The sequence below is a fragment of the Clostridium sp. ZBS15 genome (assembly GCF_023845705.1).
GTDB lineage: Bacteria > Bacillota > Clostridia > Clostridiales > Clostridiaceae > Clostridium > Clostridium aquiflavi.
Map to the genome: position 1 here is coordinate 42682 of NZ_JAMQHY010000031.1, position 14865 is coordinate 57546.

Annotated in this window: 13 protein-coding genes and 7 tRNA genes; 6 read left to right on the forward strand and 14 right to left on the reverse strand. The window is 28.1% G+C overall.

Annotated elements, in window-relative coordinates; translation table 11 throughout:
* The first annotated feature begins 19 nt into the window (after nt 1-19).
* Nucleotides 20-1225, forward strand: coding sequence for a S8 family peptidase (locus NG904_RS09195; RefSeq protein ID WP_252231249.1), 1206 nt, complete (start codon nt 20-22; stop codon nt 1223-1225).
* Nucleotides 1226-1364: 139 nt separating this feature from the next.
* Here NG904_RS09195 and NG904_RS09200 read toward each other — a convergent pair whose 3' ends face one another.
* Nucleotides 1365-2549, reverse strand: a complete 1185-nt coding sequence (locus NG904_RS09200) for a peptidoglycan DD-metalloendopeptidase family protein (protein WP_252231251.1) — start codon at nt 2547-2549, stop codon at nt 1365-1367.
* 175 nt (nt 2550-2724) lie between these two features.
* Between NG904_RS09200 and NG904_RS09205 the strand changes: the two genes are divergently transcribed.
* Nucleotides 2725-3714 carry a DnaD domain protein gene (locus NG904_RS09205; protein WP_252216406.1) on the forward strand — a complete coding sequence of 330 codons (990 nt, stop codon included), beginning with the start codon at nt 2725-2727 and terminating at the stop codon, nt 3712-3714.
* Complete coding sequence (locus NG904_RS09210) at nt 3707-4687, forward strand: ATP-binding protein (RefSeq protein ID WP_252231253.1); 981 nt, start codon at nt 3707-3709, stop codon at nt 4685-4687. The genes NG904_RS09205 and NG904_RS09210 overlap by 8 nt, the downstream gene beginning before the upstream one ends.
* A 95-nt stretch (nt 4688-4782) precedes the next feature.
* On the opposite strand, the gene NG904_RS09215 is transcribed toward NG904_RS09210, so the two are convergent.
* The 8 genes from NG904_RS09215 to NG904_RS09250 all read right to left on the reverse strand — a co-directional run bounded on the left by NG904_RS09215 (nt 4783) and on the right by NG904_RS09250 (nt 6103).
* Nucleotides 4783-4859: transfer RNA gene (locus NG904_RS09215), tRNA-Asp, on the reverse strand.
* 20 nt (nt 4860-4879) lie between these two features.
* Nucleotides 4880-4955: transfer RNA gene (locus NG904_RS09220), tRNA-Val, on the reverse strand.
* Between the two features lie 14 nt (nt 4956-4969).
* Nucleotides 4970-5044 (reverse strand) — tRNA-Glu (locus tag NG904_RS09225).
* A gap of 28 nt (nt 5045-5072) precedes the next feature.
* A tRNA-Thr gene (locus tag NG904_RS09230) sits at nt 5073-5147 on the reverse strand.
* 9 nt (nt 5148-5156) lie between these two features.
* A tRNA-Asp gene (locus NG904_RS09235) sits at nt 5157-5233 on the reverse strand.
* 6 nt (nt 5234-5239) lie between these two features.
* Nucleotides 5240-5315: transfer RNA gene (locus NG904_RS09240), tRNA-Val, on the reverse strand.
* Between the two features lie 13 nt (nt 5316-5328).
* A tRNA-Glu gene (locus tag NG904_RS09245) sits at nt 5329-5403 on the reverse strand.
* Nucleotides 5404-5518: 115 nt separating this feature from the next.
* Nucleotides 5519-6103, reverse strand: a complete 585-nt coding sequence (locus NG904_RS09250; protein ID WP_252216499.1) for a hypothetical protein — start codon at nt 6101-6103, stop codon at nt 5519-5521.
* A gap of 164 nt (nt 6104-6267) precedes the next feature.
* Between NG904_RS09250 and NG904_RS09255 the strand changes: the two genes are divergently transcribed.
* Nucleotides 6268-7512: a BaiN/RdsA family NAD(P)/FAD-dependent oxidoreductase gene (locus tag NG904_RS09255; RefSeq protein WP_252231255.1), complete on the forward strand. Its 1245-nt coding sequence runs from the start codon at nt 6268-6270 to the stop codon at nt 7510-7512.
* 82 nt (nt 7513-7594) lie between these two features.
* Here the strand turns inward: NG904_RS09255 and NG904_RS09260 are convergent, their stop codons facing one another.
* The 3 genes from NG904_RS09260 to NG904_RS09270 form a co-directional block, all read right to left on the reverse strand.
* On the reverse strand, nt 7595-8344 hold the full coding sequence (locus NG904_RS09260) for an acyl-[acyl-carrier-protein] thioesterase (RefSeq protein WP_252231257.1): 750 nt from the start codon (nt 8342-8344) through the stop codon (nt 7595-7597).
* A gap of 201 nt (nt 8345-8545) precedes the next feature.
* Complete coding sequence (locus NG904_RS09265) at nt 8546-8728, reverse strand: DUF1858 domain-containing protein (RefSeq protein WP_003371961.1); 183 nt, start codon at nt 8726-8728, stop codon at nt 8546-8548.
* Between the two features lie 102 nt (nt 8729-8830).
* Nucleotides 8831-10117, reverse strand: coding sequence for an adenylosuccinate synthase (locus NG904_RS09270; RefSeq protein ID WP_252231259.1), 1287 nt, complete (start codon nt 10115-10117; stop codon nt 8831-8833).
* 223 nt (nt 10118-10340) lie between these two features.
* Here NG904_RS09270 and NG904_RS09275 point away from each other — a divergent pair, with 223 nt between their 5' ends.
* The gene (locus NG904_RS09275) at nt 10341-11513 is read left to right on the forward strand and encodes an NAD(P)-dependent malic enzyme (RefSeq protein ID WP_252231261.1); all 1173 of its coding nucleotides are present in this window, start codon (nt 10341-10343) and stop codon (nt 11511-11513) included.
* Between the two features lie 409 nt (nt 11514-11922).
* Here NG904_RS09275 and proC read toward each other — a convergent pair whose 3' ends face one another.
* Nucleotides 11923-12723 carry a pyrroline-5-carboxylate reductase gene (gene proC / locus NG904_RS09280; protein WP_252231263.1) on the reverse strand — a complete coding sequence of 267 codons (801 nt, stop codon included), beginning with the start codon at nt 12721-12723 and terminating at the stop codon, nt 11923-11925.
* 214 nt (nt 12724-12937) lie between these two features.
* Between proC and NG904_RS09285 the strand changes: the two genes are divergently transcribed.
* On the forward strand, nt 12938-13291 hold the full coding sequence (locus NG904_RS09285; protein WP_252231265.1) for a protein phosphatase: 354 nt from the start codon (nt 12938-12940) through the stop codon (nt 13289-13291).
* Nucleotides 13292-13510: 219 nt separating this feature from the next.
* Here the strand turns inward: NG904_RS09285 and NG904_RS09290 are convergent, their stop codons facing one another.
* Nucleotides 13511-14848, reverse strand: coding sequence for a replicative DNA helicase (locus NG904_RS09290; protein WP_252216523.1), 1338 nt, complete (start codon nt 14846-14848; stop codon nt 13511-13513).
* Nucleotides 14849-14865: the final 17 nt, after the last annotated feature.

Sequence of the window (14865 nt, forward strand, 5' to 3'; positions counted from 1 at the left end):
AAATAATTGGGAGAAGAATATGTTTGCATTTTCATATAAAAATAAGCTAGATCCTAATTTAAAACACTATATGTCTAATAATTGTTATAAAAATTATCGAGTGCTGATAAAATATAAAAATTTTCAATCCTCTATAGAGAAAAAAGTTACATCATATAAAGGTAAATTACATCATGTTATAAAATGTTCTAATTTAATAAGTGCTACTTTAACTTCTAAAGGTATTGAAAGAATTGTTGAATATCCAGAAATAGAAAAAGTTTATTTAGACGAATATTTATTTCTTTGCGGTATGAGTGTTGCTACAGCTAACAAAGTACACTTTTCAGAGAAATATAAGTTGTCAGGAGCTGGTGTAGGAATTGGGATTGTAGATAGTGGTGTATTTCCACATCCTGATTTAATATCTCCTAGCAATAAAATATCATTATTTGTTGATTTAATTAATGATTTTAATTATCCATACGATGATAATGGTCACGGTACATCAACTAGTGGCATTTTATGTAGTAGTGGACTTGCCTCAAATAATATGTACAAAGGAATAGCACATAAAAGTAAATTATTTTGTTATAAAGCTTTTGATAAACTAGGAAAGGGTTTTGCTTCTGACATATTATATTCAATAGAATCTTTAGTAGAAATCTCTAAAGAAAATAACATAAAAGTATTATGTCTACCATTTGAATTATTAAGTCATAATACATTTATCATCTCTTGCTTTGATTTGACATTTAAATATGCAATATTAAATAATGTTATTCCTATAGTACCTAGTGGAAGTACATTAAATAACTCGTCTTCTATTATGGGAATATCTACGTGTGATAATTGTATTACAGTTGCAGGCTTAGACAGCACTACTCCAATAATAAAGCCATATACCTTTTCTTCATCAGGTCCATTTGGAAAATCTGGAAAGCCTAATTTATCTGCTTCTTGTGTAAATATAGTTTCATTGAACAGTGATACTAATTACTTAAGTGAAAAAAATGGCTTAAAGATTTATCCTAAAAAGCTTGAAGCACCATATAAAACTTTTACCGGAACATCACTTGCCGTATCATATGTTAGTGGATTATGTGCTTTGCTATTTGAAAATAATCCTAAACTAACTTTTAATGATTTAACTTCATTATTAAAAGTTGCATGTGATCCTGTTGATGATATTCCTAAAAATATTTGTGGTGAAGGCATTATAAATATTGATATATTGATGCCATAAATTATAAAAATAATAAATACTATAAATATTTTTAGTATTTATTATTTTTTTATTTGGCTCTATATATTAGTAGAGTGTTGATATATGCCACTTTTACCTATTGCATATATCAACACACATTTAAAATAGATCCTTTTATTTATTGCTTTATATATGACTCTGGGTTTATTGGAGTTCCCTTTGATCTTAATTCAAAATGTAAATGAGGTCCTGTACTTCTTCCAGTACTACCAACAGCACCAATAACATCTCCTTTTTTTATTTCTTGTCCTTTCTTCACATGAATTGAGCTTAAATGACCATAAAGTGTTTCTAATCCATCTTCATGTTTTATTTTAATCATATTACCATATCCGCTTACAACTCCAGCGTCTTCAATAACCCCATCAAAAGCCGCTGTAACAGGGTCCCCTGTATTCCCTGCTATATCTATTCCATTGTGAGTCTTCCCCCATCTTGGACCAAATTTAGATGTGATGTATCTACCTCTAGTTGGATATTGTAAAAATGTTGCTTTAGTTCCAATTGGAGTTTTGCTACCTCTATATTCAATCCTATCTTTAGCTTCTTTTGTTACATATTCTGAAATTATATTTTCATTCAGCTTTTCTCCATTACGGTAAGTAACTTCAGCAGTAACTTTTTTGCTACCAGTCTCACCTTCTTTGATATTGCTTTCTCCTATATACATAGAATCATCTCTTTTTATTTGTGTTTTAGGCGCTACAGTTACTTCTTTTTCTTCTTTAATTTTAACATCTACTTTTATATTTTCATCATTTATCATGTTGTCAACTATTTGCTTAATATCATTTACATTTGAAATTGGAACTTTAACATCTGAGTATTTTACATTAGCATTAATCTCAGTATTAAGTACAGAATCTAATTTTATATTAAACTTATTTAAATTTTGCATTATGAAATCTTTAAAAACATCACTAGCTTCATTTTCATTGAATACTATTCCGTAATCTTTATTATTTATGTTTATTAACTTTGCATCAACTTCATCATTAATGATTTTCTTTATATTCTTTTTAATATTTTCTTCACTAGATTTTTCTATATTTTCTTTGTTAGTCTTAAATCTTAATTTCTTATCTTGTACTAAATCAGTACCTAGTCTTTTATTTAATTCATCATTAACCTCACTATACATTTGCTTAAATTCTTTCTTATCATAAATATAACCTACTAGCCTTCCATCAACATATGCTTCAAATACCTTATTAGAATTTGCATTTGCTATTAAAATTATTGAATTAAATATAACTGTAAGACAAATTATAAATTTAATTACTTTCATTTTTCTCGTGTTCATAATTTAATCCTTTCACTTTTATAATTAAAAATACAATTTATAATCTATCCTATTACAAACAAATTTATTCATTAGTTTAAAGTATTAGTTGTTTTCTGTATTCATTGTGGTTATAATATTGGTTTGTTATAATAATTTACAAAGACTTTATTATGAAAGGTAGGTAGTGATAAGTATGAGCACTTTTATGCTAAAAAATAAGGTACCAACATTTACTCCTATAAGTAATATTTTTATCGAAAAGTATATGCCTAAAGCTAGAGGAGAATTTATAAAAGTTTATTTATTAATGCTAAAGTATAATACTTGTAACGAATTAGGAGTCAGCTCATCAATACTAGCATCCTCTCTTAATTTATTAGAATCTGATATTATGAATGCCTTTAATTATTGGAATGATGAAGGTGTAATAAAATTTACTCCTATTGATAACATGGGAAATTTTAATATAGAATTCTTAAATTTATCAGAAGAAAATTTAGATGATTCAAAACAAGTTGATTTACTTAATGCACTTGATGAAAATAATACAAAAGATATGTTAAAACATATAGAAAAGTTACTTGCAAGACCACTATCCCCTAAAGAAATGTCAATTTATTTAAATTGGCAAAGGGAATTAGGTTTTTCTTCAGAACTAATTTTAATATTAATAGAATATTGTATATCTAAAGGAAAGTCTGATGCAAGATATATAGAAAAGGTTGCTTTATCTTGGCATGATTTAAAAATAAGAACCATTGATCAGGCTCAAAATTTAATAAAGAAAACAGAAGATAAATGGTTAAACATAAGAAAAATACTAAATTATCTTGGTATAAAAAATACTGAAATTATGAAACCTCAACAAGATATTATAGAAAAATGGCTTTTAGTTTATAAATTTCCTACAGAGATTATATTTAAAGCCTGTGATATATGTTTTGAAAGGTTAAATAGGGCAGACTTTAAATATATCGATGGTATATTATCTAACTGGTATAAGAATAATATAAAAACATTAGAGGATATAGCACTTAAAGATAAAACCCCTAAAAATAAAAATTATAAAAAAACTAACTATTCTTCTGAAAAGCCACCTCTTAAGTTTAATAACTTTGAAGCAAGAGAATATGATTATGACTCTTTAGAAAAAAAATTACTAGGATGGGATAATAATGATTAATGGATATCAAGCAGAAATCTTAAAAACATATGAGAATATTAGAGAAAATGAAGCCAAAAATCTAAAATTAAGAAGGCTAGAAGTATCTAATATATGCCCTGAAATTTTAGAGTTGGATAATGAAATACAAAGAATGTCTTTAAGAATGTCTTTAGAAATCATAAAAGCTGATGACAGTGAAAAAACATTAACACAATATAAAGAAAAAATTACAGACTTAAGAGTAAGAAAATGTGAAATGCTCGTAGCAAATGGTTATGATCCTGAATATTTAAATTTAAAGTATACATGTAGCAAATGTAAAGATACTGGATTTATAGGTGCAAGTAAATGTACTTGTTACAAACAAAAATTAATTAGATTACACTACAAAGATTCCGAATTAGAAAATACTATAAAAGAAAATAATTTTAATAATTTTGATTTAAATCTATTTTCTACCCATAGATTAGGTGATGAAAAGTATTCTCCAAGAAAAAATATTGAAAATATATTAGAATATGTTTTAAATGATTATATTCCGAACTTTTCATCTCAAAATATAAATTTATTATTCTATGGTAATCCCGGTAGTGGAAAAACTTATTTATCATATTGCTTATCTAAAGCAATATTAGATAAAGGTTATCTAGTTATATATAAAACATCTGATGAATTAATTAAAAATCTAAGTGAAATAAGATTTAATAATAATGCCAATTTAGAGGCACTACTTTTAAATTGTGATTTACTAATAATTGATGATTTAGGTGCAGAACATTTAAATGAATTTTCTATAACAGAATTATTTAATATTATTAATAAAAGAATATTAACTAAAAAGAAAATGCTTATTTCTACTAATTTAACATTACCAGGTATAACAAAGCAATATACAGAAAGAATTGCTTCTAGATTACTTGGTGATTTTAAACTTTGTAAGTTCTATTCAGAAGATATAAGAATTAAGAAAAACCTACAAAAAAATAGATAAAAAAATAGCTTCTAATAATTTTAGAAGCTATTTATATATATAAAAGTAGTTATTGACGTTAAAAACAAAAAACTCTAGTTTTACTAGAGTTTTGTTGGCGACTCAGAAGGGGCTCGAACCCTCGACCTCCGGCGTGACAGGCCGGCACTCTAACCAACTGAGCTACTGAGCCATATTATTTTTTATGTTTTATGGTGGGCACAACAGGGCTCGAACCTGTGACCCTCTGCTTGTAAGGCAGATGCTCTCCCAGCTGAGCTATGCGCCCATAAGGATAAAAAATGGTGACTCCTAGGGGAATCGAACCCCTGTTACCACCGTGAAAGGGTGGTGTCTTAACCGCTTGACCAAGGAGCCATATTAATTTTTCAAAAATATTTTTAAATGGAGCTGGCAATAGGAATCGAACCTACAACCTGCTGATTACAAGTCAGCTGCTCTACCGTTGAGCCATGCCAGCTAATTTAATTGGCGACTCAGAAGGGGCTCGAACCCTCGACCTCCGGCGTGACAGGCCGGCACTCTAACCAACTGAGCTACTGAGCCATCTTATGGTGGGCACAACAGGGCTCGAACCTGTGACCCTCTGCTTGTAAGGCAGATGCTCTCCCAGCTGAGCTATGCGCCCATAAGATAGAAAATGGTGACTCCTAGGGGAATCGAACCCCTGTTACCACCGTGAAAGGGTGGTGTCTTAACCGCTTGACCAAGGAGCCTTGGTTTTTTATTTTTCGTGACCGTGTTCCCGACCACATAGACTATAATACATAATTTTATATTATGTGTCAACACATTTTTTAATTTTTTTTATTATTATATTTTTATTTAGTGCTAAATCAACAATTTTTGCTCATTATTATAACTTCCTTTTATCTCATTAATAGCCTTCCCAAACCCAGATAACATCCTATTTCTATCTTGTATTTCTTTTTCAATTTTATTGATTTCATTAAAACAAATATTTAAAAAGTTTTCTTCAGAAACTTTATTGATATTTATGCTATACCCTTCTTTTTTGAAGTTTTGTCCTGAAGATAATACTTCTATAGGGAACTTATTATTTACAAATATTAATATTTCTTTATCCCATATACCCCTTCTATTTATCTTATATTTATCTTTTAATACATTTAATTCTATTACTTTTTCATTTATTTCATCTTCCAGGGACTCCAATAATGCCATATAAAAGAATACAGATATTCCTTTTGTCAGTTTAATTTTTAAAAATTGCTTATTGCTTATTAAAAATTCATCAACCTTGTTTTCAGGAATTAATTCTATATCTTCTATTTGAAATGTTTTTAAACCACTTCCTGTAGGATAATTTATTACAGCTTGATCAAAATTCATTCTTCTAATTTGAAAAACTGAATCATAGTCTTCTAGTTCTTTATTAATAACTTTTGCTTTCATAGCTAAAATCACCACTTCTTATAAATATTTTGGCTTTGTTTTAAGTTTATTATTCCTTGCTTTTAAGATTTATATTACTATGTTAGAATTTATTTAAGTAATTTAGAAAACACTTATATAAGTATTACTTTATAATTCATTTAAATATAAGGAGATTAACATATATGATTCATCATGATTTAATAGTTGTTGGCGGTGGAGCTTCAGGATTAATTGCTGCAATAATGGCTAAGGATTTAGGAAAAGATGTCGCTATAATAGAAGCAACTGATAGAATAGGTAAAAAAATTCTTACCACTGGAAATGGTAGATGTAATATATCTAATAATAATATCTGTTCTCCATTTGTTAATTTTCATAGCGAAAATAATAATTTTTTTACTAAAACATTAAATAAATTTACAATTGAAGATACAAAAAATTTATTTTTATCATTAGGTTTACCTATTGTAGAACTTGAAAATGGTAAGATGTTTCCAAAATCACTTCAGGCATCTTCAGTAGTTGATATATTGAGAATGTGTTTAGATGATAAAAATATTCCTCTATACACCAATTGCAAAGTTACAGATATAAGAAAATCAAAGAAATTCACCATTAATACAAATAATGAAGAATTTAAAGAATTTAGCTCTAGAAAATTAATTTTAAGCTGTGGTGGTAAATCTGCCCCTAAAACAGGCTCTGATGGCTCTGGATTTAAACTTAGCAAAATACTAGGTCATAATATAGTAGAACCTCTTCCTGGCATTGTTCAGCTTAAATTAGACTACCCTTATTTGAAAGCATTATCAGGAATTAAATTTGATGGTGAAGTAAGTATTCTAGTTGATGGTGAAGTAATTAGAACAGAAAAAGGTGAAGTACTATTTAATGACTACGGAATATCAGGTCCACCAATTTTACAATTATCTTCATATGCTTCAAAAGCACTTTATAAGAACAAAGATGTAAAAATTAGTGTTGATATGTTCCCTAATGAAACAAAAGAAGAAATAGAGAATTTTATATACAGTCATTTTTCAATTTTTAACTATAGAGAAATTTCATCTTGCCTAATAGGTGTGATAAATAAAAAAATGATATCTACTCTTTTAAAAGACGTTGGTATTAAAGATATTCATTCTTGTTGTTCTGAATTAGATTGGAAGTATTTAAGCATATTGATTTCTAGATTAAAAAACTGGGAATTTAAATGCACTGGTACTAATGGATTCTCTAACGCTCAAGTAACACTTGGTGGAGTTAATACTAAAGAAATAGACGATAATACCTTAGAATCCAAAATAGTAAAAGATCTTTATTTCTGTGGTGAAATAATTGATGTCCATGGTGATTGTGGAGGATTTAATCTACAATGGGCTTGGAGCTCAGGATGTTTAGCGGGTAAATCTGCTGCTGAAAAATAAATTTTAGTGTTTTAAAAACATAAAGCCATATCAAAGTAGAGTTTAATGTTTATACTTTGATATGGCTTTATTATCATTAATATTATTTTTTTATCCAATCTGCTTCCAAGAATGTTATTTCAGTTCCCTCATCATTTTTTATTTTATGATAGGTCTTTAAATTATTTTCATCTATTTGTCTTAAAGTCGCTGTTGACGAAATTGTTTTTCCATAAGTAGTTTCTTTAGCAAATAGCACTTTAATTCTATTTAATTCATATTCTTTTACTGTTTCAAGTGGAACTGCTTCAATGGCCCATTCTATATATTTTACGTTATTTACATGCTTATTAGAGTCTATATCGCTATATCTGATTTGAAACTCTTTAGTAAATTGTTCTTCTTCAACCTTTTCTATATCTTCCATTGATACATCATGATCTAAATCACCATCTACCCCATAAAATTCATATTGTTCTTTTTGTATTCTCATAGGTCTTCTCTTTTCAATATTTATTAAAAAGAATAGTGCTAATGCCTCTCCTATTAAAATACCATCTGAATCTTTAATAGAATATTTTCTTAATCCATAGAATTTTTTAAAACCTATAGCTTGTGTTGTTAAACTTATAGTTTCTCCAAACTTAGGATATCTGTACATTTTTATATCATACTTATAAAACACCCACGAACAATTATTCGTTGTACAGTATTCCATTCCTCCGCCTATTAATTCAGACTGTCTACTACCTACATCACATATATAGTTAATAATAGATGATAGCTTACATTTTAAATTTGAATCTACATCATAATAATTAACTTCATATTCTTTACTAAAAATCTTACCCATAATTATAATATTACTAAAGTAAAAATAATCCCTATTTACTGTGTAATATTTCCCCCCTCCTTTATATACATAATATCTATTATACTGCAAATTCTTCCTATATATAATGTTTTTTATACAGCACAGTTTAAATTTTTGTAAATCATAATTTAATAGCAAAAAGACCATTGCATTTTTGCAACAGCCTCTTCTTTTTAAGTATTATTTATTTAATGCTTCTATTAATTCATCTAAATTAATTCCATGTACCATAGCAGCTTCTTCTATTGTTTCAGCTTGAGCTGATGGACATCCGACACATCCCATACCAAAGCTCATTAAAACTTCAGCCTTAGATGAATCATTTTTAACTACTTCACCAATTGTCATGTCCTTTGTTATCATATTTTTCACCTTCTTATTCATAAAACTCAATTCATACAAATATTATCTACTATGAATTATATTTTATACTAAAAGTAAAGTCAATAACATGAAAACTTAATATTATATACTATCTATTCTTATAGTTTGTTCTCTCTTTGGTCCAACACCTATTATAGAAATCTTAGTATCTGTAAATTCAGCTATTCTATTTAAGTATTTCTTAGCATTTTCAGGTAGTTCCTCATATGTTCTAGCTTCTGCTACACTATCATCCCAACCATCAAATTCTTCATATACTGGTTCACATTTAGCTAGATCTTCTAAACTTGCTGGGAAGTAATCTATAACTTTACCATCAAATTTATATCCTACACATACTTTTAATTTTTCTAATCCTGCTAGTGTATCTATCTTAGTAACAGCTAATGAAGTCAATCCACTTACTCTTGCAGCAGTTTTAACTATAACTAAGTCTAACCAACCACATCTTCTTGATCTTCCTGTTGTTACTCCATATTCATGACCCTTTTCTCTTATCCAATCTCCAGTTTCATCAACTAATTCTGTAGGGAATGGTCCTTTACCAACTCTTGTAGTGTATGCTTTTGTTATTCCTACTGCATTAGTTACCATGTTAGGTCCAATACCTATACCACTACATACACCACCAGCTGTTGTGTTAGATGATGTAACATAAGGATATGTTCCATAATCTATATCTAAAAGCATTCCTTGCGCACCTTCAAATAGTACAGTTTTGTTTTCTTTAATATTGTTATAAACATTAACTGAAGTATCTTGAACAAAAGGTCTTAATTTCTTTGCAAATTCTAAATATTCATTTAATATTTCACTAAAGTTTAAAGGTTCTCCACCTAATACCTTAGTAATATAGTCATTTTTCATTCTTATATTTTCTTCTAATTTTTCTTTAAAAACATCTTCATGCATAAGATCGCAAACTCTTATTCCACATCTTTCAAACTTATCTGTGTAACATGGACCTATGCCCTTTCCTGTAGTTCCTATATCATTTTTACCTCTTGCTTTTTCTTTTAAAACATCTAGTGTTTTATGATATGGCATTATAAGTTGTGCTCTATCACTTATGATTAATTTTTCTGGTGTAACTTTAACTCCTACACCTTCTAAATAATTTATTTCTTCAAATAGAGCTTTAGGATCTACTACTACTCCATTTCCAATAACATTTAATTTATCATCATATAGTATTCCTGATGGAATTAAGTGCAATTTATATTGCTTATCTCCAACTTCTACAGTATGACCAGCATTATTACCTCCTTGAAATCTAACAACAACCTCAGCTTCTTCTGCTAGATAATCTGTCATCTTTCCTTTTCCTTCATCTCCCCATTGGGCTCCTAAAACAATAAATGCTGACATTCGTTTGCCTCCTTAAATACAAGCTTTAATAGCTTTTATGTAAAAATATTTGGATGTTTATTTAATTTTTAAATAACTCTCCTTTTAAATATTAGCAAAGTCAAATCATATGGTCAACTAGGCATCGAATATTTTTTTGATTTTTTTAATAATAATTCGTATAATTGAATTATCATTAGAATTATACCGTTAAATTTTATAAAAACTATTGAGGAGTGTTGGTATGAATATTTATGAAGAATCTTTAAAGTTCCACAAAGAAAAAAGAGGTAAAATAGAAATTAAATCAACTTGTGAAGTAAAAAATTCTAAAGACTTAAGCCTAGCCTATACCCCTGGAGTAGCTGAGCCTTGTAGAGAAATACATAAAAATCCTGATAAAGCATATGAGTATACTAGAAAGTGGAATTCTGTTGCTGTTATATCAGATGGTACAGCAGTGTTAGGACTTGGTGATATTGGACCACTTGCAGCATTACCCGTTATGGAAGGTAAAAGTGTTTTATTTAAGGAATTTGCAAATGTTGATGCATTTCCTATAGTTTTAGATACTAAAGAAGTTGATGAAATAGTTTCTACTATTTGTAATATAGCTCCAACTTTAGGTGGAATTAATCTAGAAGATATTTCAGCTCCTAGATGTTTTGAAATAGAAAAGAAATTAAAAGAAAAATTAAATATACCAGTTTTTCATGACGATCAACATGGAACTGCTATTGTTGTTCTTGCTGGTATGATTAATGCTTTGAAAATAGTAAATAAAAGTCTAGATGATATTAAAGTAGTTATAAATGGTGCTGGCTCTGCTGGAACTGCTATATGTAAATTGTTAATATCTTCAGGAGTTAAAAATGTTGTTATGTGTGATATAAATGGAATAATTACAAAAGGTAAGGATTCTAATAATTCATATATGGAGGAATTAGCTCAAATAACTAATCCTAATAATGAGAGTGGTAACTTAAAAGATGCAATAAAAAATGCTGATGTATTTATAGGTGTGTCTGCTCCTAATATAGTATCAAAAGAAATGGTTAAGACTATGAATGAAAATGGAATAATATTTGCTATGGCAAATCCAACTCCAGAAATATTCCCTGAAGATGCAAAAGAAGCTGGAATTGCTGTAATGGGCACTGGACGTTCAGATTATCCTAATCAAATAAATAACGTATTAGCTTTCCCTGGCATATTTAGAGGTGCATTAGATGTAAGAGCATCAGAAATAAATGAAGAAATGAAAGTTGCTGCTGCTTATGCAATAGCTAATTCTGTTTCCAATGAAGAGTTAAGTGCTGAATTTATAATTCCTAAAGCATTTAATTTAGAAGTTCAAACTATTGTTGCAGATGCTGTGAAAAAAGCTGCAATTGAAAGCGGAGCTGCACAAATATAACAATACTTAATTTAACTAAAATATTATTTAAATACAATCTAAAACGAAAAGCATCGTAATAGTTCTTATGAATTTACGATGCTTTTATTTATATTTTTAAAAATTATTCACACAAATTTTCAAAATACTTATCCACATAAAATTTTTTTGAAATTTATCCACAATTCATAATTAAAAAAGTTATCCCCAAAAAAAGTTTAAATTTTTGTCCACAAAACAGAGGGAGCAATATAATTTTTTTATTTTTTATGATTAATTAAAAGAAAAACTATATTTATTTTTTAAATTTTATAATTATATTTTTAATGTGTATTTATATATGCAATAGAACTCTTAAGTTCAATTACTCAGTCCACTTCGATTATGCATATATAAATACTCTCTTAAAACATAATCTATTTTAGATACACTACATATTTTTAGACTTCTCTGCGCATTTATCCATAGCTTCTATAACACTGCTTCTAAAACCTAACTTTTCTAATTCAACTACAGCATCAATTGTAGTTCCACCAGGTGAACAAACTGCATCTTTTAATTCTCCTGGATGTTTTCCTGTATCTAAAACCATTTTTGCAGAACCCAATACACTTTGTGCTGCCATCTTATAAGCTTTATTTCTAGGTATTCCCAACTTTACTGCACCATCTGCCATAGCTTCTATAAACATAAATATGTATGCTGGTGACGATCCACATAAAGCAATAAATGCATGAAAATCTTTTTCTGATATTTCAACACATTCTCCAAAGCTTTCAAATATCTTTTTACATACTTCCATATCTTCTTTAGATACATTTGCATTTGGACATATTGCAGACATTGCTTCTCCAACTAAGGCTGGAGTATTAGGCATACTTCTAATTATCTTATGCTTCTTACTTATTAACTCTTCTAAATTTTCAATTGTAATCCCAGCTGCTACACTAATTATTAATTTATCTTCAGTTAAATAATCCTTAATTTCATTAATTACATCTTTAAACATATATGGTTTAACAGATAAAATAATTATATTAGAATTTTTGACTACATCTTTATTATTAATGCTAGCATTGATGTTGAATTTATCTTTCATATTGCTTGCTGAACTTTCTGTTTTTGTAGAAACAAATATGTTCTTAGATTCAAAAGATCCTGAATTAATTAATCCTCCAACCATAGAACTTCCCATATTTCCACAACCTATAAAACCAATTTTTCTATCCATAATTTAAGCCCCCATTTTTTTATTTTTATTACATTTTAAATGCATGTTTTAAAATAACATTTTTAAATTCAATTACTCTGTACACCTACTTATGCATATATCAACACATTCTTAAAACATAGCCTATTTTTAAAATTTTCTCCACTATAATCATAGTATAGCTACTCTTCTATTTCATAAACTAATAATGACATTAGAAGGGAGGTTAATATCTATGAACAATGATTCTATGCTTTGTTATAACTCTTTATTAAATAAAGAAGATTTTATAAATTACTTTTTAGATAAAAAAACCTTAGACTCAAAAATTCCTAAGATTAACTTAAAGGAAACTTATAATTTTTATTATATAGATATATTATTTTCCTCTAATAGGAATTATTTTTTAGAAATCTTCTATAAGAATAATTTTTTAATTTTCGAATTTTATGAATATAATGATGTAAATTATAATTTTAGAAGAATTTATTATTTAGAAGATATTAATGTAGAAGAAATCTCTCTTTTCAAAGAAAAAAAAGAAATTAAAATTAATATTCCTAAAGTAAAAAAAATTAGATGTATTTAAAAATAAAATTGCTAAATTGAGAGTTGAGAGTTTTAATTTAAAATCAAAGACTTTAAAATGTATATTTTAAAATTCCAAATAAGAATTTTTTCTTGATTATTAGTATTGTCTTAAAATTTAAACTAAACACGCTCATTCTCAGTTTTTCACTAAGTAATATATCTTACCTGGTATATTATTATTCTTAAATATTGACTTAAAAATAGTAATGTAAATATTTTATTCTTTATGAATAACATCTAAATTTCCAAATTTACTGAATTGACCAAGCCATGCAAGTTTAGCTGTTCCTACTGGACCATTTCTTTGCTTTGCTATTATGCATTCAGCAATATTCTTATCTTCAGTTTCTTTGTCATAATACTCATCTCTATATAAGAACATAACAATATCAGCATCTTGTTCTATAGAACCAGATTCTCTTAAATCCGATAACATTGGTCTATGGTCTGCTCTTTGTTCTGGAGCACGCGATAATTGCGATAATGCTATAACTGGGCATTCCATTTCCTTTGCCAGCGCTTTTATCGATCTTGATATTTCTGATACTTCTTGTTGTCTATTATCACTACTAGTACTTCCAGACATAAGTTGTAAATAGTCTATAACTATTAAATCTATTCCATATTCCATTTTTAATCTTCTACATTTAGATCTCATTTCCATAACGGAAACCCCTGCTGTATCATCTATATAAACTTTTGCTTTAGATAATGGACCTGTAGCTCTAGCTATATTCTCCCAATCCTTATCATCTAACTCACCTGTTCTAAGTCTTAACATATCAACATTTGCTTCAGAACAAAGTAATTTATATGCTAATTGTTCTTTTGACATTTCTAAAGAAAATACAACTACGCTTTTTCCTTCTCTTAACGCTGCATGTTCTGCTATATTTAATGCAAATGTAGTTTTCCCCATAGATGGTCTAGCAGCAATAAGAATCATATCACCTTTTTGAAATCCTGATGTTTTAGAATCTAAATCTGCAAAACCAGAGCCTACCCCTGTAATTTCACCTCTATTATTAAAAAGTCTTTCTATTTCAAGAAAACCTCTTTCTAAAACATCACTTAACGGTTCAAAATCCTTTGATGTTTTCTTTTCAGCTATATCAAATATTCTTTTTTCAGCTCCATCTAATACATTTTCAACTTCGCCTTGATTATTATAGCTGGATTCTATTATTGATGTTGAAGCCTTTATAAGTTTTCTTAAAACCGATTTTTCTTCTACTATTTTTATATAAGAAGATAAATTTGCTGTAGTAGGAACTGATGCACTTATTTCTGTTATATAAGTTACTCCACCTGCTCTTTCAAGCATTTCCGTACTTTTTAAGTTTTCTAATAAAGTAATTAAATCTACACCCATATCTTTTCTAAACATATCTAATATAGCTCTAAATATTACTTTATGACCATCTCTATAGAAATCTTCTTCTTCTAAGCTTTCTAAGACTTTAGCAATAGCAGATTTATCTATAATCATAGATCCTATTACCGATTGTTCAGCTTCTATACTCTGAGGTAAAGTTCTCATAACTTGTGATTCCAAAAACAGTCCTCCCTTTT

Coding starts and splice junctions, on each gene's coding strand:
- NG904_RS09195 (WP_252231249.1), top strand. CDS start 20: ATGTTTGCATTTTCATATAAAAATAAGCTAGATCCTAATTTAAAACAC.
- NG904_RS09200 (WP_252231251.1), bottom strand. CDS start 2,549: ATGAACACGAGAAAAATGAAAGTAATTAAATTTATAATTTGTCTTACA.
- NG904_RS09205 (WP_252216406.1), top strand. CDS start 2,725: ATGAGCACTTTTATGCTAAAAAATAAGGTACCAACATTTACTCCTATA.
- NG904_RS09210 (WP_252231253.1), top strand. CDS start 3,707: ATGATTAATGGATATCAAGCAGAAATCTTAAAAACATATGAGAATATT.
- NG904_RS09250 (WP_252216499.1), bottom strand. CDS start 6,103: ATGAAAGCAAAAGTTATTAATAAAGAACTAGAAGACTATGATTCAGTT.
- NG904_RS09255 (WP_252231255.1), top strand. CDS start 6,268: ATGATTCATCATGATTTAATAGTTGTTGGCGGTGGAGCTTCAGGATTA.
- NG904_RS09260 (WP_252231257.1), bottom strand. CDS start 8,344: ATGGGTAAGATTTTTAGTAAAGAATATGAAGTTAATTATTATGATGTA.
- NG904_RS09265 (WP_003371961.1), bottom strand. CDS start 8,728: ATGATAACAAAGGACATGACAATTGGTGAAGTAGTTAAAAATGATTCA.
- NG904_RS09270 (WP_252231259.1), bottom strand. CDS start 10,117: ATGTCAGCATTTATTGTTTTAGGAGCCCAATGGGGAGATGAAGGAAAA.
- NG904_RS09275 (WP_252231261.1), top strand. CDS start 10,341: ATGAATATTTATGAAGAATCTTTAAAGTTCCACAAAGAAAAAAGAGGT.
- proC (WP_252231263.1), bottom strand. CDS start 12,723: ATGGATAGAAAAATTGGTTTTATAGGTTGTGGAAATATGGGAAGTTCT.
- NG904_RS09285 (WP_252231265.1), top strand. CDS start 12,938: ATGAACAATGATTCTATGCTTTGTTATAACTCTTTATTAAATAAAGAA.